The sequence below is a fragment of the Streptacidiphilus sp. PAMC 29251 genome (genome assembly GCF_054208735.2).
The window spans coordinates 1,011,453-1,032,664 of the sequence record NZ_CM135725.2 but is presented as its reverse complement, the minus strand read 5'-3'; the positions used below and the strand labels follow the sequence as shown (position 1 = coordinate 1,032,664).

The 21,212-nt window shown below is 73.3% G+C and carries 20 protein-coding genes; 8 read left to right on the top strand and 12 right to left on the bottom strand.

Going from position 1 to position 21,212, the window contains the following annotated elements:
• Window positions 1-71 precede the first annotated feature (71 nt).
• Window positions 72-398 carry a hypothetical protein gene (locus ACXKR8_RS04820; RefSeq protein ID WP_458271653.1) on the bottom strand — a complete coding sequence of 109 codons (327 nt, stop codon included), beginning with the start codon at window positions 396-398 and terminating at the stop codon, window positions 72-74.
• Window positions 399-795: 397 nt separating this feature from the next.
• Between ACXKR8_RS04820 and ACXKR8_RS04815 the strand changes: the two genes are divergently transcribed.
• From ACXKR8_RS04815 to ACXKR8_RS04805, 3 genes are all read left to right on the top strand, one after another.
• Entirely contained in the window at window positions 796-1,170 is a 375-nt protein-coding gene (locus tag ACXKR8_RS04815) for a hypothetical protein (RefSeq protein ID WP_458271652.1), read from the top strand.
• 97 nt (window positions 1,171-1,267) lie between these two features.
• Window positions 1,268-3,343, top strand: a complete 2,076-nt coding sequence (locus ACXKR8_RS04810) for a hypothetical protein (protein ID WP_458271651.1) — start codon at window positions 1,268-1,270, stop codon at window positions 3,341-3,343.
• A gap of 342 nt (window positions 3,344-3,685) precedes the next feature.
• Window positions 3,686-5,458, top strand: a complete 1,773-nt coding sequence (locus ACXKR8_RS04805) for an AfsR/SARP family transcriptional regulator (protein ID WP_458271650.1) — start codon at window positions 3,686-3,688, stop codon at window positions 5,456-5,458.
• A gap of 66 nt (window positions 5,459-5,524) precedes the next feature.
• On the opposite strand, the gene ACXKR8_RS04800 is transcribed toward ACXKR8_RS04805, so the two are convergent.
• The 7 genes from ACXKR8_RS04800 to ACXKR8_RS04770 form a co-directional block, all read right to left on the bottom strand.
• On the bottom strand, window positions 5,525-6,184 hold the full coding sequence (locus ACXKR8_RS04800; protein ID WP_458271649.1) for a GAF domain-containing protein: 660 nt from the start codon (window positions 6,182-6,184) through the stop codon (window positions 5,525-5,527).
• Window positions 6,181-6,939, bottom strand: a complete 759-nt coding sequence (locus ACXKR8_RS04795) for a S8 family peptidase (protein ID WP_458274899.1) — start codon at window positions 6,937-6,939, stop codon at window positions 6,181-6,183. The genes ACXKR8_RS04800 and ACXKR8_RS04795 overlap by 4 nt, the downstream gene beginning before the upstream one ends.
• A 72-nt stretch (window positions 6,940-7,011) precedes the next feature.
• Entirely contained in the window at window positions 7,012-10,140 is a 3,129-nt protein-coding gene (locus tag ACXKR8_RS04790) for an adenylate/guanylate cyclase domain-containing protein (protein ID WP_458271648.1), read from the bottom strand.
• A gap of 46 nt (window positions 10,141-10,186) precedes the next feature.
• Complete coding sequence (locus tag ACXKR8_RS04785; protein WP_458271647.1) at window positions 10,187-10,387, bottom strand: aroma-sacti cluster domain-containing protein; 201 nt, start codon at window positions 10,385-10,387, stop codon at window positions 10,187-10,189.
• Complete coding sequence (locus ACXKR8_RS04780) at window positions 10,377-11,093, bottom strand: iron-containing redox enzyme family protein (protein WP_458271646.1); 717 nt, start codon at window positions 11,091-11,093, stop codon at window positions 10,377-10,379. The genes ACXKR8_RS04785 and ACXKR8_RS04780 overlap by 11 nt, the downstream gene beginning before the upstream one ends.
• Window positions 11,090-12,046: a hypothetical protein gene (locus ACXKR8_RS04775; RefSeq protein WP_458271645.1), complete on the bottom strand. Its 957-nt coding sequence runs from the start codon at window positions 12,044-12,046 to the stop codon at window positions 11,090-11,092. The genes ACXKR8_RS04780 and ACXKR8_RS04775 overlap by 4 nt, the downstream gene beginning before the upstream one ends.
• A complete protein-coding gene (locus tag ACXKR8_RS04770; RefSeq protein ID WP_458271644.1) occupies window positions 12,034-13,050 on the bottom strand; it encodes a radical SAM protein in 1,017 nt (338 codons plus the stop codon). The genes ACXKR8_RS04775 and ACXKR8_RS04770 overlap by 13 nt, the downstream gene beginning before the upstream one ends.
• Before the next feature lie 223 nt (window positions 13,051-13,273).
• Between ACXKR8_RS04770 and ACXKR8_RS04765 the strand changes: the two genes are divergently transcribed.
• The 4 genes from ACXKR8_RS04765 (at window position 13,274) to ACXKR8_RS04750 (ending at window position 16,456) form a co-directional block, all read left to right on the top strand.
• Window positions 13,274-13,615 (top strand): hypothetical protein, encoded by a 342-nt coding sequence (locus ACXKR8_RS04765; protein ID WP_458271643.1) that lies wholly within the window; start codon window positions 13,274-13,276, stop codon window positions 13,613-13,615.
• Window positions 13,612-14,016, top strand: a complete 405-nt coding sequence (locus ACXKR8_RS04760) for a hypothetical protein (protein WP_458271642.1) — start codon at window positions 13,612-13,614, stop codon at window positions 14,014-14,016. Before ACXKR8_RS04765 ends, ACXKR8_RS04760 begins: the two co-directional genes overlap by 4 nt.
• Window positions 14,013-14,399, top strand: coding sequence for a hypothetical protein (locus ACXKR8_RS04755; protein WP_458271641.1), 387 nt, complete (start codon window positions 14,013-14,015; stop codon window positions 14,397-14,399). The genes ACXKR8_RS04760 and ACXKR8_RS04755 overlap by 4 nt, the downstream gene beginning before the upstream one ends.
• A 98-nt stretch (window positions 14,400-14,497) precedes the next feature.
• On the top strand, window positions 14,498-16,456 hold the full coding sequence (locus tag ACXKR8_RS04750; RefSeq protein WP_458271640.1) for an ABC transporter ATP-binding protein: 1,959 nt from the start codon (window positions 14,498-14,500) through the stop codon (window positions 16,454-16,456).
• Window positions 16,457-16,522: 66 nt separating this feature from the next.
• On the opposite strand, the gene ACXKR8_RS04745 is transcribed toward ACXKR8_RS04750, so the two are convergent.
• From ACXKR8_RS04745 to ACXKR8_RS04735, 3 genes are all read right to left on the bottom strand, one after another.
• Window positions 16,523-16,723, bottom strand: coding sequence for a CsbD family protein (locus ACXKR8_RS04745; RefSeq protein WP_458271639.1), 201 nt, complete (start codon window positions 16,721-16,723; stop codon window positions 16,523-16,525).
• Window positions 16,724-16,931: 208 nt separating this feature from the next.
• Window positions 16,932-17,411, bottom strand: a complete 480-nt coding sequence (locus ACXKR8_RS04740; RefSeq protein WP_458271638.1) for a heme-degrading domain-containing protein — start codon at window positions 17,409-17,411, stop codon at window positions 16,932-16,934.
• Entirely contained in the window at window positions 17,408-18,481 is a 1,074-nt protein-coding gene (locus tag ACXKR8_RS04735) for a Gfo/Idh/MocA family oxidoreductase (RefSeq protein WP_462100329.1), read from the bottom strand. Before ACXKR8_RS04735 ends, ACXKR8_RS04740 begins: the two co-directional genes overlap by 4 nt.
• A 36-nt stretch (window positions 18,482-18,517) precedes the next feature.
• Here ACXKR8_RS04735 and ACXKR8_RS04730 point away from each other — a divergent pair, with 36 nt between their 5' ends.
• Window positions 18,518-19,588, top strand: coding sequence for an ROK family transcriptional regulator (locus ACXKR8_RS04730; protein ID WP_458271636.1), 1,071 nt, complete (start codon window positions 18,518-18,520; stop codon window positions 19,586-19,588).
• Between the two features lie 18 nt (window positions 19,589-19,606).
• Here ACXKR8_RS04730 and ACXKR8_RS04725 read toward each other — a convergent pair whose 3' ends face one another.
• The gene (locus tag ACXKR8_RS04725; RefSeq protein WP_462100328.1) at window positions 19,607-21,019 is read right to left on the bottom strand and encodes a serine/threonine-protein kinase; all 1,413 of its coding nucleotides are present in this window, start codon (window positions 21,017-21,019) and stop codon (window positions 19,607-19,609) included.
• Window positions 21,020-21,212: the final 193 nt, after the last annotated feature.

Below are 21,212 nucleotides of genomic sequence, written 5' to 3'. Positions count from 1 at the left end.
CCTCACAAGTGCTGTCACGGGTGGGGCAGGAGGGGTGGAGCGCGGTACGCGTTACGGGGAAGGGCAGTCGCTCAGTTGGCTGCGCGCAGCAGGGCCGCGGTCAGGGCGCGGTCCTTGACGGTGCGGTGGTGGTGGCCGTGGAAGATGTCGATCTCCCCGGTCCGCGCGTTCCGCACATGGACGATCAGCGTCTCCTCGGCGCTCGCCGGAGCGTGGTGCTCGGCGGCGGCCGTGCTGCTGGGCTCGGCCGCCGCAGCGATGCCGGTGGCGGCGGAGAGCAGTGCTCCGGCGGCCAGCGTGGCCGCGCCGGCGCCCGCCGCGTTCCGGATCAGGCCACGCCGTGACATCCCTGACGGGGTGTCGGATTCGGAGTCGGGGAGGGAGGTGTCGAGGGACATGTGTGCTCCTTGGCCGAAAGTGGGGATGGGAGCCGCTGGGCCCGAACCTGTCCGACGGGATTCGCAGCGGGACGCGACACAATGCGTCGCAGTGCGGCTGATGTCACCGGGTTCAGGGAATTCGAGCAGAGGTAATGCGGCCAAGGGAAGTGAATCGCCGTCACTGCCCCACGTCAAGGCACCGCACCGTGGGTCATCCCCCGCGGTTGCCATCCGAATGGAATAAGTGCAGCTCACGGGCCCGTCATTGATCCATACGGTGGAAAATTCAGTTTTCCAGCGGGGCGACCAATCCAAGGGGCCGTCGGCTCCGAATACCCAATTGAAAGGTCTGCGGCGGGGTAGTGTCGATGGAATTCCTTTCTATACGAATTAATACGACGATCGGAGATTCCCTGTGCGGGTCGACCTGCTTCGCGGTGTGGGTGCCGCCACCGCTGTCTACGGCCTCCTGGTCGCCGCCCGCCCCGCCCTGCTCGCCCGGCCCTCCGGCCTGGTGGACCCGGACGGCCGTACCGCGCCCGCCACCGCGGTCTCGCTGCGCCCGCTCGGCTGGCGCGACGCCGCCAGCGGGATCGCGATGATGACCGCGCCGACCGGCGCCCCGCTGGCCACCGCGGCCCTGCTCCGGATCGCCGCCGACCTCGGTGACGCGGTCCTCCTCGGCGCCACCCTGCCCGGCCGCAGTACCAGGATCAAGGCCGTTGCGGTGTCCGTGGGTTGGGGTGCGCTGTCGATCGCCGGGCTGCTGGCCCCGGATCGGAAAGAGTGACCATCGCATCAATCACTCGTTGAGCGGAGTGCCGCGTCACCGGGTTGCCCCGGCGGCGCCTCGATCACGCCGACAAGCCGACGAGGAAGTGCAGCGCATGGCCCGTGAAACCCCCCAGCCAAGGAACGGTCGATCCGGCAGCACCTCCACCGCCCCCCGCGGTTCCGACGAGCGGCGCCCGCCCGCCCGGCACGGACGCCCCCAGGTCGCCACCGCCGAAGCGGTCCTGGTCCTGCACTACACCCGGCTGGCCCGCCTCGCCTACACGGTCCTGCCCGGCACCCTGGACCGGCACCGGCGGGTGCTCGCCGCGCACGCCCTGGTGCAGCAGTCGCTGCCGAGCCGGCTGCCGGACCTGCTGGTGAGCAGCCACCCCGCCGTCCCGGTGCCCCGGCGCTCGCCGGAGGCGGCGGCGGCGGTCACCCCCGCGCCGGTCGACCCCGCCTATGTGCACCTGCGGGCCGCCGTGCTGACCGCGGCCCTGCGCAGCAGCGCCAAGCGGCGTTCCGGACTGCTGCCCCGCACCTGGGGGCTCACCCTCTTCCCCTCCAGCGGCGGCCCGGAGAGCCTCGCCCTGGAGCGGGCGCTGATCGACCTGGACGCCCCCGAGCGCGCCGCCTACGCGCTGCTCGCCCTGGAGGGGCTGTCCCCGGAGGCGGCCGGCCAACTGCTGGTCGCGGTCGGCGTCGGCAACCCCGGACCGGCTCTGCGCCGGGCCGCGCGGCTGGGCAGCCAGCACCCGGCGAACGCCCTCGCCGCGGCCGACTTCGACCCCTGCACCGTGCACGCCCGCCCCACCGACCTGCTGCGCCGCCGCCGGCGCAGCCGGATCGCCGGCGCCTCGGTCGCCGCGCTGGCGGTCGCCGCCGTGGTGCTGCTGGCGCTGCCCGGTTCCGGGCCCGGGACCTCGGCCGCGGCGACGGTCGCGCCCACCCCGGAGTCGTCGTCCGTGGCCGCCGCCGCGACCGCGTTCACCGCGGCCGACCTGGTCAAAGTGCCCGCGGACACCTGGCGGCACACCGCCAGGATCGACTTCACCGCCTGGCCCGCGCGGGGCGACCGGCTCACCGACCAGGCGCTGCTCACCCGGGCGCTGACACTCTGGTCCACGGCCGGGCAGCGGTCCGCCGCCCCGGTCGGCGCCGACCTGGTCAGCGCCACCCCCGGCACCGTGCCGGCCCCGCCGGCCCAGGCGCCGCGGCTGCTCTGGTCCGGACACCTGGACGGCGCCGACGTGGTGCTGCTCGACGACGGCGCCGACCTGGCCCGCTACACCCGTCCGGACCGGCCCGACGCCGCCGACCCCGAGCAGCTCGAACTGACCCGCAGCGACGAGTCCGATGTCACCACGGCGGGCGCGGTGCTGCTGCGCACCAGCCAGGCGGGTGACCGCTTCCTGCTGGCGCCCTGGGTCGACACCGTGGCTCTCCGCGACCTGCGCGCCCCGGACACCCCGGCCCGGGACCTGGTCCCGAGCGGCGGAGTGACCGCCGCCGTGCCGGCGCCGCCGCGCAGTGGCTGCGCCAGCTGGCCGGTGCTGCAGCTGCGGTCCTCCTCGGTGATCGCCGAGCACCACGCCTATCTGCTGACCGACCTCGGCGGGATCACCGCCGCCCACCTCACCTTCACCCCGCCGCCCAGCACCGGCCCCGCCAACTACCCGAGGGAGGCCACCGGCACGGACGCCCTGCTGGCCTGGGCCCGGCTCGGCTGCGGACTGCCCGCGCTGCGCGGCCAGGACGTGAAGTCGGTGAACGCCTGGGAGTTCGCCCAGCAGCCGCTGCCCGAGAACCAGGGCACCGCGATCTGGACCTGCACCAGGGCCGACCGCTGGGACGGGTCAGGATCGGCCGCCACCCAGTTCCTGGCCCCGGCCAAGGACCCCACCACTCCGGCGCTGACCACCGCGGTCCAGCCGCAGGGCCGTGCCTGCAGCCGCTACGAGCAGTACGTGGTGGCCGGCACCTGGTGGCAGGCCCCCGGCAGCGGCCACGGCTACCTGCTCGCGGCCGGCAGCCGCCATGTCACCCAGCTGGGCACCCAGGGCGGGCTCGACACCCCGTCCAGGGCCACCCCGAAGCAGACACTGACCCTTGCGGCAGCCCGGCCGCGCTCTGCCGTCACCGTCACCGGCACGCTGGACACCGGGCAGACGGCGCGGACGCTGAAGTGAGGCAATGACAATCCGGCCAAAGTGACGCCGCGCGGAACCAGGGGTCCGCGCGGCGGACACCGGGCCGTGGCTGCGACGACCCCGCGGCCAGGCCTTGTGGATTTGTTAATTAATGGTTGTGCATCGACCGCTGACGCAGAACACGCTGTGGACCCGGGTGGCTACAAGGTGCCAACATGCGGGTGGAAACCCTGTTTGTACCTGAACCGGCGGCACACCTCAGGAGGGTCAGTGGGTGATCGGACTGTTCAGGATCTCCCCTTGGCCGGGACGGACCTGCGTTTCGGAATACTCGGGGCACTGGAAGCTCACACCGCGGAACACCCCTTGCAGCTGGGCCCGTTGAAGCAGCGCATCGTCCTCGGACTGCTGCTCTGTCGGGCCAACCGGATCGTCTCGGTGGACGCCTTCTGCGAGGCGCTGTGGTCCGACCGGCCGCCCCGCACCGCGCACAAGAACCTCCAGGTCTATGTCTCGGCCCTGCGCAAGGCACTCGGCTCGGGCGGCTGCTCCCCGTCGCAGGTCCTGGTCCGCCGCCCGCCCGGCTATCTGATGCACGTGCAGGCCGAGCAGCTGGACGTGCTGCGGTTCGAGGAGCTCGCCCGCGGCGGACGGCTCGCCGCGCGCAACGGCGACAGCACCCAGGCGGCGCACCTGCTCGGCTCGGCGGTCGGCATGTGGCGCGGCCCGGCCCTGTCCGACCTGGCCTCGGTCCCGGCCCTGGCCGGGGAGGCCGAACAGCTGGAGGACCGCTACCTCACCGTCTACGAGGACTGGAGCGAGGCCGAGTTGGCCCTCGGCCACCACGCCCAGCGGGTCGACGACATCGACGAGCTGGCCCGCCGCCACCCCTACCGCGAACGCCTGCGCCACGCCCAGATGCTGGCGCTCTACCAGTCGGGCCGGCAGGCCGAGGCGCTGGCCCAGTTCGAGTCCATGCGGCAGTTACTGGTGCGGGAGCTCGGGATGCGCCCCAGTCCCGTGCTCGGCCGCCTCTACGAGGCCATCCTGGCCGGGGACCCGGCCCTGGACCCGCGACCGGCGGCCCGGGCCGCCCCGGTCGTCATCCATGTCGACCGCACCCAACTCCCGCGCGACGTGGCCGACTTCACCGGCCGCTCGGCCGAGGTCGGGCAACTCCTCGGCGCCCTCGACGGCGGCGCGGTGGGGGGTGCGGGCGGGGGCGGTGCCGCGCACCGGACGGCGGTGGTCAGCGGCCTGCCCGGCGCCGGGAAGACCGCACTCGCCGTGCACTGCGCCCACCAGTTGGGGGAGCAGTTCCCGGACGGCCGGATCCTGGTGCGGCTGCGCACCCCGGCCGACCGGCCCAGAGCGGCCGCCGAGGTGCTCGCGGAACTGCTGAGGGGCACCGGCTTCACCGGCCCGCTGCCACGCGGCCTGGACGAGCGCGGCGCGCTGCACCGGGCCCAGCTGGCCGACCGCAGAATGCTGGTCATCCTCGACGGCGCGGTGGACGAGACCCAGGTCAGACCGCTGTTCCCGGGCGCGGGGGAGAGCCGGGTGCTGGTGACCAGCCGACGGCACCTGGCCGGCCTGGAAGCCGCCGAACATGTGGTGCTGCGCCCGATGACACCGGGGGACGCGACCGACCTGCTGTCCCGGCTGATCGGTCCGGACCGGGTCGCCGCCGAACCGGGCACCGCCCGAAGACTCGTGGAGACCTGCGGCCTGCTCCCGCTGCCGATCCGCATCGTCGGCGCCAATCTGGCGGGACTGCGCCATCTGACGCTCAGCCACTACGCGGACCGGCTGGACGACGAACGCCAGCTGCTGGACGAGCTGGTGGCCGGCGACCTGCAGGTGCGCCCGCTGCTGGACAGCTCCTACCAGGACCTCTCGGTGGCCGACCGGGCCACGCTCTGCGGCATCGGCTCGCTGGCCGACGCGGAGTTCGGCCTGCCCGAGGCGGCGGAGGCCCTGGGCGTCGGGCTGCCGAGGGCGGAGAAGGCCGTGGAGCGGCTGATCGCGGCGCATCTGGTGCTGGTGGCCGCTGGCAACGGCGGCAGCGAGGGCGCGTGCTACCGGCTGCCGCTGCCGATACGCGCCTACGCGCGGGAACGGGCCAGGGCGGGGGAGTTGGAAGCGGCGGTGTGAGCGGAGCGGAGGCGGGGGCGGCCGGGGGAGCTGTCCCCCGGCCGCCCCCGCCGATTCGGGACCGATTCAGCGGGCCATCGGGTCGAGCACGTCGCGGAGCGAGTCGATCAGCCGGAAGCCCGAGTCGCGGCGGTCCCCGTCCAGCCGTTGCAGGGTCTGCACCAGGCCGACCAGTTCGGTGTAGTCCTCGCCCGAGCCGATCAGCGCGCTGCGGGCGGCCCGGGTCCGTGACACGATCTGCAGCGCCACGCCGGCCTGGTTGGCGAACAGCCCCAGCAGCTCCAGCTCGGCCAGGCTGGACCGCGCCTGCGGGCTGGGGTCGAGGACCTCCAAAACCCCGAGCACCTGGCCGTCGTAGCTCAGCGGCACCGCCATCAGCGACTGCGGCACATAGCGGGTCGACTCGGCGATGTCCCGGGCGAAGGCCGAACTGGTCGTCAGATCGTCGATCACCAGCGCCTCGCCGGTGCTGGCCACCCAGCCGGCGATGCCCCGGTCGCTCGGGAACCGGCGGCCCACCAGGAACTCCTCGCCCTGCCCGGCGACGGCCTCGAAGACCAGCTCACCACCGGTGCCGTTCTCGTCGTCCAGCAGGAAGATCGAGCTGGCCTCGGCCCCGAAGATGGCGCGGGCGGCGTCCACGATCGACTGCAGAAGCCGGCGGCTCTCCGCGCCGGAGTCCGCCATCGCCGCGGACACCGCTGCGAGTACGTTGCTGTGGGTCATGACACTCCTCGGACGTTCGCTGCGGTCAGGTAGAGGATGTTCTTGAGCTGGAACGCGGTCAGCTGCGGATGCTTGCTGAGGATCCGCGCACACAGTCCCGCGACATGGGGCGTGGCGAAGCTGTTGCCGGTGCTGCGGGTCAACGCCCCCCGCAGCCAAGCGACTTCGACGTTCTGCCCCTGAGCGAAGAATTCGACCGGCGGACGCGGGTTGTAGAGCAGCAGGTCGGGGTTCTCGACGTCGTGGCTGCCGACCGAGATCACCGAGGAGAAGCGCCAGGGGAAGCTCTCCACCCGCTGGTTGTGAGCAGAGGCGACGATGACGCTGCGTCCGAAGAAGGCGTCGTCGGCGAGTTCGCGCAGCGGTTGGGTGAATTTGGGGCGAGCCGTGGACAGGCTGAGGTTGATCACGTCGAAGCCCTGCTCGACCGCCCAGCGCAGCCCGGCCACAAAGACGTCACCGGCCCCGCCGAAGCTCTCGCCGAGCACCCGGACGCTGTGCAGTTCGCAGTCGGGGGCGACCGAGCGGACGATGCCGGCGCAGGCGGTGCCATGGCCGCAGACGTCGCCGGTGTCGGTCTCGACCACCTGGATCTCGCCGTCGACCATGGTCACCACATGGGAGCTGTCGACCCGGCCCACCTGCGGATGGTCGCGTTCCACGCCGCTGTCCACGACGCAGACCCGGACGCCCCGGCCGGTCGAGCCGCCCCAGGCCCACTCCGGGGTGACCGCGGACGCACCGGTCGCCGCGATGGTCGCGGCGGTGTTGCCGCGGGTGAGGAGGCTCCAGGTCAGGGGTTTCTGAGCTGATTCGGGCACCGTGCATCACTCCGAGTCGCTGAGGAAGGTGTCGGCCCAGCTGCGGCCGACGCGGTGGTCCTTGCGGAGGAAGCCCGCCCGGGCCTCGGTTGCGGCTGCGCGGGCCTCGTGCGGTCGGCCCAGGGCGCGCAGGACATGGGCCCGGTCCAGGTGGGCGGTGGCCAGTCCTGCGGTGCAGTCGGCCAGTTGGGCCGAGGCCACCGCCCGGTCCGCCGGCGGCAGCGCGGCCTCGGCGCGGCCGGTCGCGGCCAGCACCCGGGCCCGCACCCCGTCCCGTTCGGCGTCGTCGACCGGGGAGCCGGCCGGTGTGGCATCCAGGCGGTCCAGTTCGCTTGCTGCTGAATCGAAGTGACGGAGGGTCAGTAGAACGCGGCTGAGGCTGAGCGCGGCGGTGGACGCGAGTGCGGAGTCGCCGAGGCCGGTGGCGGCGGTATGCGCCTCGCGCAGGTTCTTGGCGGCAGCCTCCGGGCGTCCGGCCAGGGCGTCCACGGCGGCCGTGAACAGCGGGGTGAACGCCGCCGCGTGGCCGATGCCCAGCTCGCGCATGATCGGGTCGGCCAGCGCCAGACAGGCACGGGCCTGCGGCTCCTCCCCGCGCAGGGCGTGCAGCACCGCCAGCGGGTAGCTGACGGTGGCTCGAACCGCCCGGCGTTCGGCGTGCTCCGCGAGCAGCCCTCGGCACAGGCCGATCGCGGTGCCGGCCTCGGTCGGCCCCAGCCACAGCGACACCGCCAGCGCCCCCAGCGCGGTCGCGCACTCCGGCCCGGCAGCCACCGATGCGGCGTGGGCCAGCGCGCGTTCGAGCAGGTCCCGGCTGACTGCGAAATGGCCGCTGAGCTGCTCGAACTGCCCCAGTCGCAGCTCCACCCTGGCCAGCCCCAGCGCGTCCCCGGCCGCCTCGAACACCGGGGCGGTGGCTCGGGCCGTGGTGACCGAGGCAGCAAACCCGGCGGTGGGGTCCATACAGGCCAGATACAGCTCCGCGTGGGCGGCGATCCGTACCGCGCCGGTCCGCAGCGCGGTCGCGCGGACCTCGTCCAGTAGCTGCCGCCCCTGCTCGGCCCGGCCGAGGGCGAACAGGACCTCGCCCAGGCGCTGCGCCACCGGAAGGCCGGCCGCGGAGTCGGTCCCGTGCAGGGTGACCGTGCGTTCCAGCAGGTCGGCCGCCCGGACCAGGTCGCAGCGCTCCATCGCGGTCACCCCGGCTGCGCCCAGATGCCGCGCGGTGCGGGAGCGCAGCCGCTCGGCGGCCTCGTCCAGCGGGCCCAGCTCGGAGCGGTGCCGGAAGGCGCGTTCCAGGTGGGCGCCGACCGACTCGTCGTCACTTCCGCGTTGCAGCAGGTGGTCGGCCAGGCGCTCATGGCGTTCGGCGCGGGTGCGTTTGGCCATCCCGCCGTAGGCCACCTCGCGGATCAGCGCGCTGGCGAAGCGGTACGGGGTGCCCCGGCCGCGCCGGGACGAGCGCGAGGGCTCGACCAGCCGGCGCCGCACCAACGAGTGGACCAGTGGCTCCAACGGATCCCGGTCCGGTTCGGGCGGCAGGGTGGCGCCGACCTCGTCCAGGGTGAAGTCCCGGCCGGCGATGGCCGCCACGTCCAGCGCGGCCCGCTGCCCCGGGTTCAGCGCCTCGATCCTGGCGGCGATCAGCGCGTGCATGGTGGGCGGCAGCTCGGCCGGGTCGCGGACCCCGGGACCGTCCGGCGCCTCGGCCAGCATCGCCAGCAGCTGCTCCAGGTAGAGGGGATTGCCCTCGGCGCGGTCCAGCACGCCGCTGTGGTCCGCGGAGTGCGCCGCCACCTCGTCCAGGCTTCCGGCGAGCAGCCGCGCCTCCTCCGGCAGCAGCGGTGGGACGACCAGCGCGCCGGCGTTGAGCACTCCGCTGCCCCAGCCGGGGCGGCGGTCCAGCAGGTCGGGACGGGCGGTGCAGAGCAGCACGGCCGGGGTGTCGTGCAGATCCGCGACGATATGGTCGAGCACCTCGAAGAGCGGGTCGGAGGCCCACTGGCAGTCGTCGATGGTGAGCACCAGCGGCCGGCGGGTGCCTACGGCCTCCAGCAGGCAGGTGACGGCCCAGCAGGTGTCCTCCAGGGACGGGCTGGGGGCTCCGTCCAGCAGGAGTCCGGCCTGCAGCACGGCCAGCGCATCGGAGAGGTCCGAGTCGGAGTCGGGTGGGCCGGCCGCGGCCTCGGCGATGATCGGGCGCAGCGCGTCCGCCAGCGGGAGCAGCGAGCCGCCCTCGCCGTAGGGGCGACAGCGTCCGGTGCCGACCAGCATGCCGGAGGCCGCGGTCTGGGCCAGCCACTGCCGGGCCAGGCGGGTCTTGCCGATGCCGGCCTCGCCGAACAGGGTCAGCAGCTGGCACTGCCGCTGCTGGACGGCGCGGTCGGCGGTCAGCTGCATCTCCCGCAGTTCGCTGTGCCGGCCGACGAAGGCCGAGTCGAAGCGGCGCAGCACGGCCGGGTCGTCGCCGCGGAGGTCGATCAGCCGCCGGGCCAGCACGGTGTCGGTCTTGCCCTTGAGCTGCAACGGGCCGACCACCTCGGTGACCACAAGCCGCTCCACCGAGCGGAAGGTCTGCGGGCCGATCAGGATCTCGCCGGGGCGGGCGTTCTGCTCCAGCCGGGCGGCCACGTTCACCACCTCGCCGGACACCAGCACCTGCTGGGCGAAGGGGTCGCCGGTGGCTACTACCTCACCCGTGTTGATGCCGATCCTGACCCTCAGCCTGACCCCGTGGGTGCGCTGCAGCTCCTCGTTCAGCCCGTCCAGGGCGGTCAGCATGTCCAGTCCGGCCCTGACCGCCCGCTGGGCGTCGTCCTCGTGCAGCACCGGCACGCCGAAGACGGCCATCACCGCGTCGCCGATGAACTTCTCGACCGTGCCGCCGTGCCGCTCCAGGCGGTCCCGCATCAGGGCGAAGTAGCGCAGGGTCGCGGTGCGCAGCGACTCGGCGTCCAGCCGTCCGGACAGCTCGGTCGAGCCGGTCAGGTCGCAGAACACCACGGTGACCAGCTTGCGCGCCTCGAGCGCGGGCACCCCGTCCGCGGCGGTCGGGGTGCCGCAGGCCGGGCAGAACCGGGCCAGGGCCGGGACGCTTGCCGCGCAGCGTTCGCAGGTCACCTCGGTTTGCCTCACGGCTACTCCTTCCACGGGGTCGGATCGGGCAGGGGTCAGCAGCTGGTCAGAAGAACAGGCCGCCGATGAGGCCGGCCTCGTGCGCGGTCACCTCGGGCTCCGCCTCGTTCAGCCGCTGTCGGACGTCCAGCAGCAGTTCGGCCTCGGCGGGCGTCAGCGCGCGCAGCACGTCCCGCTGCTCCTCGGACAGCTCGGGGACCGGGAAGCCGGCCCGTTCCAGCGCGTCCAATGTGTCGTCACCATGCATGGGCGTTCACCCCAACCGGCCGGCGGTCAGCCAGCCATTCGAAGAGCCGGGTCGCGGCGGAAATCGTGTGCAGGGCACTGAGGCCGACCAGGGCCGTGTGCTCGGGCGCCAGCGGCAGGCCGTCCAGGACCCGGTCCAGCGCGGTGCGGTGGTCCGGGTCGGCGTCGACATGGGCGCGGAGGGTGCCGAAGCCAGCGGAGGGCAGGCCGGTCAGCCGGGCCAGCCGGTCCGGCAGCCCCGGTGGTCCCGGCTGCTCCTCCAGCACCGCGATATAGCCGAGCAGGCCGACCGGGTGGTGGTGCAGCAGCCAGTAGTACTGCGCGCCGACCAGGTCGGCCACCACCGGCGGCGGGATCCGCCGCAGCGGCTCGTCCCGGTCCCAGCCGATCGCCCGGAGGTCCTCCAGCAGCCAGAGGTCGTGGTCGCGCTCCTCGGCGGTGTGCGCGTCCAGGTAGGCGGCCAGCGGTTCGGTCAGGGCGCGGGCCTCAGGGTCGGCCGCGCCGAGCGTGGCGCAGCGTGCGACAGCGAGGTCCATCAGCGGGACGCCGGACCGGACGATCGCGTGCATCAGGCACAGGTACTCGCCGTAGCGGCCGGCCGGGTCGGGATCCTGGGCCAGGCCCTGCCAGACCCGGCCGGTGGCGCGCAGCAGCAGCGGCAGACCGGCCTCGGTACGGACCCGCAGCGCGGCCGCGTGGCCGGTCATGCGCGGGGCCCCGGGGCCATGAGGTGGACGAGGGCTTGGAGGGCTGGTCCGGTCGTGCCCCGTTCGACCATGCGCCAGCAGAGGGCGCAGAGGTCGCTGACCGGGGTCTGCGCCAGATCGCGGTACTCGGGCAGCCGGGTGAGCGCGGTTGCTCCGGCGGTGCCGAGCGCGGTGAGGTACGGGTCGGCCGCCAGGTGTTCCAACACCCCTGGGGTGTCGGCATGGTGGCGGAGTCCGGCCGGTCCGCCGCCGGTGGCGACGACCTCGTTGCAGCAGGCGCTGATATGACCGTCGTAGCGGACGACTGGTGTGCCGGCCACGGTGCAGCGGCCCCGTGCGGTCGGTGGGGCGGCGGCACGCCCGGCGGCCCGGCCGTGGGGGAGCAGCGGGATCGGGCGGAGCTCCGCGTACGAGGTCCAGTCGGGGCCGAAGGCTTCCACCAACAGTGCGGTGGCAGCGGCTTGTTGGTGCTCACCGGCCAGGACCTGGCAGCCGATCCAGACGCCCGCCGCGGCGATGGTCCGGGCGGCGTTGATGACACTCGCCGTGGGCAGCCGGGCGGCGTGGAAGGCGTCGGTGCTGAGAACGATGCAACTGCTGAGCCGGAGTATCTCGTCGATCCAGGCGGGCGGATTCCTGCCCCAACTGCCGCTGGTGTAGGGCACGATGAGCTTTCCCGCTGCGGTGAGGCGGCGGGCGGCGAGGACCAGCCCCTGCCGTTCGATGAAGGGCTCGCCGCCGGAGATGCCGACGACCGTCAGCGCCGCCGTCCCGCAGAGCAGGTCGAGCACGCGGGCGAACTGGGCCCGGTCGGTGATCCTCGGCCCCAGCGGCCGGGCGTCCACCGAGCAGTGGTCGCAGCCCACTGGGCAGCGGTCGGTGAGGTAGAGCAGGGCAGAGCGGCCACGGGCCTGCCGGTAGCCGTCGATCTCGGTCAGTGTCAGCTGTCGCACGCGGCCCTCCCCAGCGTGACCAGCTCGGCGTGCGGTGCGGAGCCGTAGCGACGGGCGAAACCGGTGGCGCCGGCCTGCGCCTGGAGCAGTGCCACGGGGGCCTCCAGTGCGGCCACGGTGGCCAGCAACCGCGGACCCGGTTCGCTGCGCAGGGCCCGGCAGCCGTGGCAGCCGGCTGAGGGTGGGCCGAGTGTGCGCAGGGCGCGCAGGGTGGGCGAGGTCAGCGTCCGGGTCCTGACGGTGGCCCAGGTGTCCGACTCGGCCTGTCCGAGCCGCAGATGGCCGGGTGTCGGCCGCTGGTCCAGCACCTGCTGGTTGCAGCAGGCGGTGACCGCGCCGTCCACCCCCACCACCGGCCAGGCGGCCATGGCGCAGGGCAGCGCACCGCCCCCGCCGCCGACCATCGGGCTGAGGGCCAACGCCGCGCCCCGGCCCACCGGGGCGAGTCGGCCGACCAGCATCGGCACGCGGTCGCCGAACTCGCGGCGGACGGCGGCGGCGGTGGCGTCCGGATAGGGGTCGTCAGGACCGGCGCCGGTGATGTGCAGGCTGACGTCCTTTCCGCGATCCAACTGCCGGGCCAGCGCTGCGAATACCGCGCTTCGCGGTACCTGCCGCTCATGGAAGACGTCCAGGCTCGCGGAGAGGTGGTCCACCGACTCCAGTGCCGCCTCCACCGCGGCCGGCAGCCGCCGGGCACGGGCGAAGAACATTCCGCTGAGCAGGAACACCGCTGTGCCCGCATCGCGGCAGGCCCCGGCCAACTCCCGTACCAGCAGCGGACGCAGCAGTGGTTCGCCGCCGGTCAGCAGGGCCACCCGGGGCGCGTCGGGACCGGCCAGCGAGCGGGCGAAGCGCAGCAGCACCTCGGCCGGGAGGTCGGTGCCGACCCCCGTGGAGCTGGTCGAGCAGTGGGCGCAGCGCAGCGGGCAGCGGCCGGTCAGCGCCATGACGACGCCGGCGGCCGGGACCGGACGGAGGGTCAGGTACTCGGCCAGATGCATGGGGGGAGCATGGCCCACCGGGCTTTCGAGCAGGCTTGCCGTTGGTTCATTTCCGGTTGTCCGTGGGGCCGCAACGGCCTGTGGCGTGCGGACTGTTCGGTCGCATACCTGCGCGATACCGCTCTCGAACCGGCGGCTTCTAGCTTCCTTTCCAGAGCGCCCCGGACCCGCCGCACCCCCCGCGGCACCACCGGTCAGGCAACGACAGCCCAGGAGGCCCACCATGAACGAAGACCTGAGCCCCGAATCCGTCCGCGAAGCCAGCGAGCAGCTCATCAGGGTCGTCACCAGCCCGCAGTACCTGGAGATGGCCGCCGAGATCAACGCCCTCCCGCAGGAGGACCGGTTCGAGGCCACCAAGACCCTGCTCACCGTGGACGCCCTGCGGGCCCGCGGCCTGGACATCCCGGAGAGCCTGCGGATCAGCCCGCGCTGGTTCGAGCCGCCGCAGGTCGGTCTGGTCACCGCCGACGACGTGCTCGCCCACCAGGCCCCGGGCAGCACCACCTGCATCTCGGTCGGCGAGATCGTCTGCGTCTCCCACGGATCGACCGACTCGGCGTGACCTCGGCGCCGCAGACGCTCGTCGACGCCGAGGACGAGGGCGACCTCCTGGCCGACGGGGTGCACACCGATCTCGCCCGGTGGATGTCCGACGGGTTCCAAGCGATCAGGGAGTACGCGGCGTCCGAGCCGTTCGCCCGGATGTACCGCGAGATGGCGGAACTGTCGGCGGAGGGCAAGGCGACCTTCGTCTGCTCGGTCCTGCTGGACCCCGAGGAACTCGCACGGCGGGGGCTCACCCCGCCGTCCGGGATGCGGATCCAGCGCTCGGAGTTCGGCGACCGGCGTCCCACCCTCTTCTGCGTCAGCCAGGCGCTCCCCGAGGGTGCGCTGTGGAAGCGCGTCACCATCACCTTCGACCACGGCGACAGTTTCGCCACCCAGGAGGGCGGTTCGGCATGACAGTGGAAACGGTGGCCCAGCCGGCGGCGCAGGCTACGGATCCGGGTGAGGCCGATCTGGAGACCCTGCGCGGCTGGATGCTCGACGGGGTCATGAACATCTACGCCTACGTCCGCACTCCCGGCTTCCAGGCGGTCCTGGCGGAGATGAACACGCTGGGGACGCTGGCGGAGAAGGACCGGTTCGTCCGGACCGTCCTGCTCGACCCCGAGCAGCTCACCCTGCGCGGGATCACCCCGCCGCCGGGGATGACCGTGCAGCGGTCCCGGTTCGACGACGCCCGGCCCACGGTGTTCTGCGTGGTGACCTACCTGCCCGACCGGACCCGCAAGATGACGATCACCTTCGACCAGGGCGCGCTGCTCTGGCCGACCGAGTACTGACCGCGGCACGCGGTAGTGCCGCCCAGGGGGCGACGGAGCCATGCTCCGCCGCCCCCTTCCCGTTTTCTCACCCGGCTCCCACCGAAGGATGGCCTCCCATGAGTACGTCCGCACCGCCCCCACCCACCCAGCCGCCGCAGTACCCGGAGGGCCTGCGCGGGCTGCTGCGCTTCGCCGGCGAGCGCCGCGGCCCGCTGCTGACGGCCCTGGTCCTGGTCCTGCTGGCGGACGCCGCCACGCTGGTCCAACCGCTGATCACCGGGCGGCTGCTGTCGACCGTCGGCACCGGACGGCCGTTGCTCGGGATCGTGCTCACCCTGGTCGCGATCTTCATCGCGGCGGCGATCCTGGCCGGCTTCGGCGGCTATGTGCTCAGCCGGACCGGCGAGGCCGTGGTCCGCGACCTGCGGGTGCGGCTCGGCGCGCACCTGCTCTACATGCGCATCGCCGAGCACGACCAGCGCCGGGCGGGTGATCTGCTGTCCCGCGCCAGCGGCGACACCATGATGGTCCGCTCCATCGTCACCAGCGGCCCGGTCACCGCGATCACCGGGGCGGTCACCTTTGTCGCCTCGATCGTGCTGATGGCCCTGGTCGACCTCACCCTGCTCGGCGCGACCCTGGCCACCATGGCGGTGAGCTTCGGCATCGTGTTCGCGATCCTGCCCCGGGTCAAGCCGGCGGCGATCCAGACCCAGCAGGGCGTCGGCCGGCTGATCGCCTGCCTGGACCGCTCACTGCGGGCGATCCGCACGGTCAAGGCCAGCCGGGCCGAGGACCGGGAGCTGCGGGAGATCGAGGTCCAGGCCCGCAGCGCCTACGAGGGCGGCCTGAAGCTCGCGGTGATCCAGTCGCTGATCACCCCGGCGATCACCCTCGGCGTGCACGGCTCGTTCCTGGTGGTGCTGGGCCTCGGCGGGGGGCAGGTGGCCACCGGGCACCTCAGCATCGCCCATCTGATCACCTTCCTGCTCTACCTGACCACGCTGGCCGTGCCGCTGGTGAGCATCGGTCAGCTGATGTCCGACCTGCAGCGCGGGCTGGTGTCCTTCAACCGCATCAACGAGATCCTCGACCTCCGGCTGGAGGACCTGCAGCCTGCGGATCTGGAGCTGCAGGAGATGCTGACGGAGTTCGAGACCGTCGCCCACGCGGCTGGAGGTGGCGCCGGCGGCGGCGCGGCCGAGATCCGCTTCGAGGAGGTGCGCTTCGGCTATCTGGAGCGGCCGATCCTCAACGGCGTCAGTTTCCGGATTCCCCCGGGCAGCCACACCGCCATCGTCGGGCCCTCCGGCGCGGGCAAGTCCACCGTGCTGTCGCTGGTGGAGCGCTTCTACGAGACCGACGGCGGTCGGGTCCTGGTCGACGGTCTCGACGTGACCGAGGTCCCGCTGAACGGGCTGCGCCGCATGATCGCCTATGTCGAGCAGGAGACCCCGGTGCTGGCCGGAACCGTCGGCGCGAACATCCGCTACGCCTGCCCGGAGGCCGACGACGCGGCCGTCGCCGCGGTGGTCGCCCGGGTCGGCCTGACCGGGTTGATCGAGCGGCTGCCGCAGGGTCTGGACACGGATGTCGGCGACGCCGGGGTGCTGATGTCGGGCGGCGAGCGGCAGCGGATCTCGATCGCCCGGGCGCTGCTCGGCGCGCCCCGGGTGCTGCTGCTGGACGAGGCCACCTCGCAGCTGGACGCGCTCAATGAGCTGGCCATGCGGGAGACCGTGCGCAGCGTCGCAGGGCCCTCCTGCACCGTGGTGACGGTGGCCCACCGGCTGTCCACGGTGGTCGACGCGGACCAGATCATCGTCCTGGCGGCCGGAAAGGTGGCCGGCAGCGGCACCCACAGCGAGCTGCTCGCCAGCAACGAGGTCTACCGCGACCTGGTCCAGGGCCAGTTGCTGTCGGTCGGGACGGCGCTGGCCGCGGCCGAGGAGGACCTGGATCTGGAGCTGGAACTGGACGACGGGCCCGAGGTGCTGGCGGCCGGCGTCGACGCGCTGGAGATCTGGCGGCAGGCCCAGCGCGGCACGCCGGGGATGCGCTGGCTCGGCCCCTGACCACGTCGCCGGGGGCGCGGCGGGGCCGCGAAGGCCGCGCCGCGCCCCCGGCGGGTGCGCATTCGGTCAGTCGCGCTTGAACATGCCCTTGATCTTCTCGGCCGCGTCGCCGACGGCCTCCTTGGCGTCGTCCATGGCCTGCTTGGCCTTGGACTCGACCTGGTCGCCCTGGCCCTCGCCCTTGAGCTTGTCGTTGCCGGTCACGTCGCCGACCTTCTCCTTGGCCTTGCCGGCGACTTCCTGGGCCTTGTTCGACATGTCGCTCATCTCGCGGTCTCCGTTCAGAACAGGGCGCCCCGGAGCGGGGCACGTGACCGACCCTGCCCCAGGTCCGGCGCGGGTGCATCCGGAGCGGCGGCGAAAACGGCCGACCCTGGTCACACCAGCCGCGTACATGACATAATTCTCGCACGTTCGCTTGGTCTGGACGTAGCGGCGTCCCGGCCGTGGCAGGACGGGACGCCGTCTCCGGTGGCTACGCGCCGGCGAGGAAGCGGCCCAGGGCCTCGACCACCAGCAGATGGTCCTGCACCTGGGGCAGCCCGGAGACCGCCACCGTCCCCACCACGCCGACCCCGGCGATGTGCAGCGGGAACGCGCCGCCGTGCGCGGCGAAGAGGTCCGGGGCGAGCCGGGACTTCTCCTCGAAGCTGGAGCCGCCGTCCCGGAACCGCTGTCCCACCCGGTAGGAGCTCTCGCCGTAGCGGCGCACCACCCGGGTCTTGCGCTCGATCCAGGCGTCGTTGTCGGCGCTAGTGCCGGGCAGCGCGCAGTGGAACAGCTGCTGCTCGCCGCGCCGGATGTCCACGGTCACCGCCAGGCCGCGGTCCCGGGCCAGCCCGACCAGCAGCACGCCGAGCCGCCAGGCGTCGTCGTTGTCGAACCTGGTGAGCCGCAAGTCCCGTTCCTGCTGCTCCAGTTCGGGGGTCTGTGGCGTCTGCTGAGGGGTCGTCACAGCTGGACCACCCGGTTCTCGGCAGCCGACGTCCTGGCCGCTTCGAGCACGGCCAGCGTGGCCACCGCGTCGCTGGCCTCGACCGGGACGGGGGCCCGTCCGCGCACCGCCTCGGCCACGCCCGCGTAGTACTCCTGGTAGGCGCCCGGCAGGGTCGGGAACGGGGCGGCCTCGTCGCCCGCGCCGAGCCGGCCGTAGTCGGCCGGCGCCACCACGCCCCAGTCCGGGTCGGCCGGGGTGCCGCCGTCGCGCAGCGCCGCCTCCTGCCCGTCCAGGCCGTCCACCACATAGGCGCTCTCGCTGCCGAGCACCCGGAACCGCGGGCCCAGGTCGCCGGCCACCGCGCTCATCCACAGGTGCGAGCGGGTGCCGTCGGCGTGCCGCAGCGCGACGAAGGCGTCGTCGTCCGACTGCGCGCCCGGGCGGCGGCAGTCCAGCTCGGCGTAGACCTCGACGGCGGGGCCGAACAGGGTGGTCGCTTGGTCCACCAGGTGGCTGCCCAGGTCGTAGAGCAGGCCGCCGGCCTCGGCCGGGTCGCCCAGCTCGCGCCAGCCGCCCTTCAGCTGCGGACGCCAGCGCTCGAACCGGGACTCGAAGCGGTTCACCGTGCCCAGCCGGCCGGACCGCACCAGCTCGGAGACGGTCAGGAAGTCGCCGTCCCAGCGCCGGTTCTGGAACACGCTCAGCACCAGCCCGCGCTGCTCGGCGAGCGAGGCCAGCGCCTGGCCCTCGGCGGCGGTGGCGGCCAGCGGCTTGTCCACCACCACGGCCAGGCCCGCCTCCAGCGCGGCGGTGGCCTGGGCGACATGGGTGCGGTTGGGGGAAGCGACGACGACCAGGTCGAGGCCGGCCGTCCAGAGCTGCTCGGCGTCGTCCAGCACCTGGGCGCCCGGGTGCTCGCGGCGGACCTGGGCCTGCCGCTCCGGGTTGCCGGTGACGACGGCGGCGAGTTCGAGGCCGGGGGTGGTGCTGATCAGCGGCGCGTGGAAGACCGAGCCGGCCAGCCCGTAGCCGATCAGTCCGACACGGAGGGGGAGGAGGAAGTAGCCATGAGTCCAGTTAAACAACACTGTGGAGAAAGTGGCAAGCTCCGGCATAATGAACTGATGGCCAACCTCACCGCGCTGCGGGACCACAATGCCGCCGCCGTCCTCGGACGGATCCGCGCCGCGCCGGAGACCAGCCGGGTGGAACTCGCCGCCGCGACCGGGCTGAGCGCCCAGGCGGTGAGCAAGATCGTGCAGCGGCTGGCCGCCGAGGGCCTGATCACCGCGGTCGGACAGGGCCCCTCCACCGGCGGCAAGCCGCGCACCCTGCTGCGGCTGGTGCCGCAGGCCCGCTGGGTGGTCGGCGCCCAGCTGCACCGGGACGCGGCGACCCTGGTGCTGGTCGACCTCGGCGGCCGGATCGTCCGGTCTGATGCTTTGCCGCTGGCCCGGGACGCCGACCCGGCGCGCACCCTGGACCTGCTCGCGGCCGGGATCCGCGAACTGCTGGCCGACGTGCCGTCCGCCCGGGTGCTCGGCGTCGGCGTCGCCTGCCCCGGGCCGCTGGACCACCGCACCGGGGTGCTGCACCAGGTCACCGGGCTGCCCGGCTGGAACGGCGTCGCCCTGCGCGAGGAACTCGCCGCCCGGCTGGACCTGCCCGAGGCCGCGACGGTCACCGTGGACAAGGACACCACCGCCGGAGTGCTCAGCCAGCCCGGCTCGGCCGACCGCGCATTCGTCTACCTGGACGACGGGCTCGGGGCCGGCCTGGCCCTCGGCGGCCGGGTGCAGCGGGGTGCCAGGACCAACGCCGGGGAGTTCGGCCACCAGGTGGTCGACCTGGGCGGACCGCGCTGCGCCTGCGGCAGCCTCGGCTGCCTGGAAGCCCTCTGCCGGGCCGCGCTGGCGGCGGGTGAGCCTGCCCGCGCCGCCGAGCTGCTCGGCGAGGGCGTCGCCAACCTGGTCCGGCTGCTCGACCTGGACGAGATCGTCCTGGGCGGGCGCACCGTACTCGCGGATCCTGATCTGTACTGCGACACGGTCGCGGCGGTCCTGCGGCAGCGGCTGCCGGATCCGGACTGGCAGCGGGTCGCGGTGTCGGTGGCCCTGGCCGGCGAACAGGCGGTGGCCCTGGGCGCGGCCGGCCTGGTCCTCGGCCCGGTCTTCGACCCCGGCGCGGTGGCCTGAGTTTCGCGGTGGCCTGAGTTACTGGTACGAGGTGCCGATCGGCACGCTGGTGCCCACCGCGCTGCCCTTGGCCAGGTAGCTGATGGTCCAGACGACTCCGGTCTTGTCGGGATAGCCGTAGAGGCCGCCCTGGTTGGTGCACTCGTAGTTGAGCCGCTGGCCGGCCTGGTCGGTGGTGCCGCCGGTGACCATGCCGCAGGAGACTCCGTCGGTGAGGATGATGATCAGCGGTTCGACCGGGGACGGGCTGGCCACCGGCGGCGCGTCCGGGAGCGGCTGGGTCAGGGTGAGTTTGTAGAGCTTGGTCGGGCTGGTGCCCAGGCACATCACCGCGGTCGGATCCGGGGTCAGCGGGGCGAAGCAGGGGTCGTAGAGGCTGTTGCCGCCGTTGCAGCGGAAGGCGTCGGTGCGCGAGGTCGACTCGGCGGTGGTGAAGCAGCTGCCCTTCGCCGTCCCGGCGATGGTCACTCCGGCGTTGAGCTGGCCGGAGGAGTTCCAGGGGGCGATGGTGTTCACCTGGGTCCGGGCCAGCGCGGGGGTGGCTGAAGCAGAAGCGGATGCGGACGTGGGGGTTTGGTCACGGGGTTCCGCTGCGGGTCGTTGAGGCTGGTGGCGGCCCAGGTGGCGGCTCCGGCGACGGCGAACACCGCCAGCGCGGTGGCCAGGATCAGCCCGCCGCGCCGGCGCCGCTGCCGGCTGACCGCGGTGGCCCAGGTCGGGTCGTCCAGGGCGGGCTGGTGCCACTGCTCCACGATCAGCTGCTGCACCGCCGACGGTCCTGAGCCGAGCACCGTGGGCTGCTGGTGCGGGCCGAGCAGCTGGGTCGCCTGCCGCCCCAGCAGCTCCCCGGTGACCTGGGCGATCGCGAGCGCGGGGCCTCCGGGCCGGGTCCTTGGCCAGGCAGGAGGCGACGATCCCGGACAGCTCCTGGGGCACCCCGTGCAGATCCGCCTCCTCGCTGATCACCCGGTAGGCGACCGCCGCCTCCTGACCGCTGCCGAAGGGCAGCCGTCCACTGGACGCGTAGGCGATCATCGCGCCCCAGGCGAAGACGTCCCCGGCCGGGCCGCTGACGCCCTGGGTGTAGTACTCGGGGCTGATCCACCCGGGCGTTCCGGCGACCACGCCGGTCGCGGTGAGCGAGGTCCCGTCGGCGACCCCGGCGATGCCGAAGTCCAGCACCTTGGGGCCCTGCGGGGACAGGATCACATTGGCCGGCTTGAGGTCCCGGTGCACCACCCCGGCCGCGTGGATCGCGGTCAGCGCCCCGGCCGTGCCGGCCGCGAACAGGTGCAGCTGAATACCCGTCAACGGGCCGTGCGTGGTGAGGTGCTGCTGCAGCGTCGGTCCCGGCACGTAGTCCGTCGCCAGCCAGGGGATCTGCGCGGCGGGGTCCGAGTCCAGCAGCGGCACCAGGCACGGACCCGACACCCGGCGCAGCACCTGCACCTCGCGCTGGAAGCGCAGCCGGAACTGCTGTCGGTGGCCTGGTGCGCGTGCACCGCCTTGATCGCGACCCGTTTCCCCTGTCCGTCCAGGGCGGCGTAGACGGTGCCCATGCCCCCGGTCCCGAGTCGGCCGATGATCCGGTAGCTGGAGATACGGTCCGGGTCGCCGGGCAGCG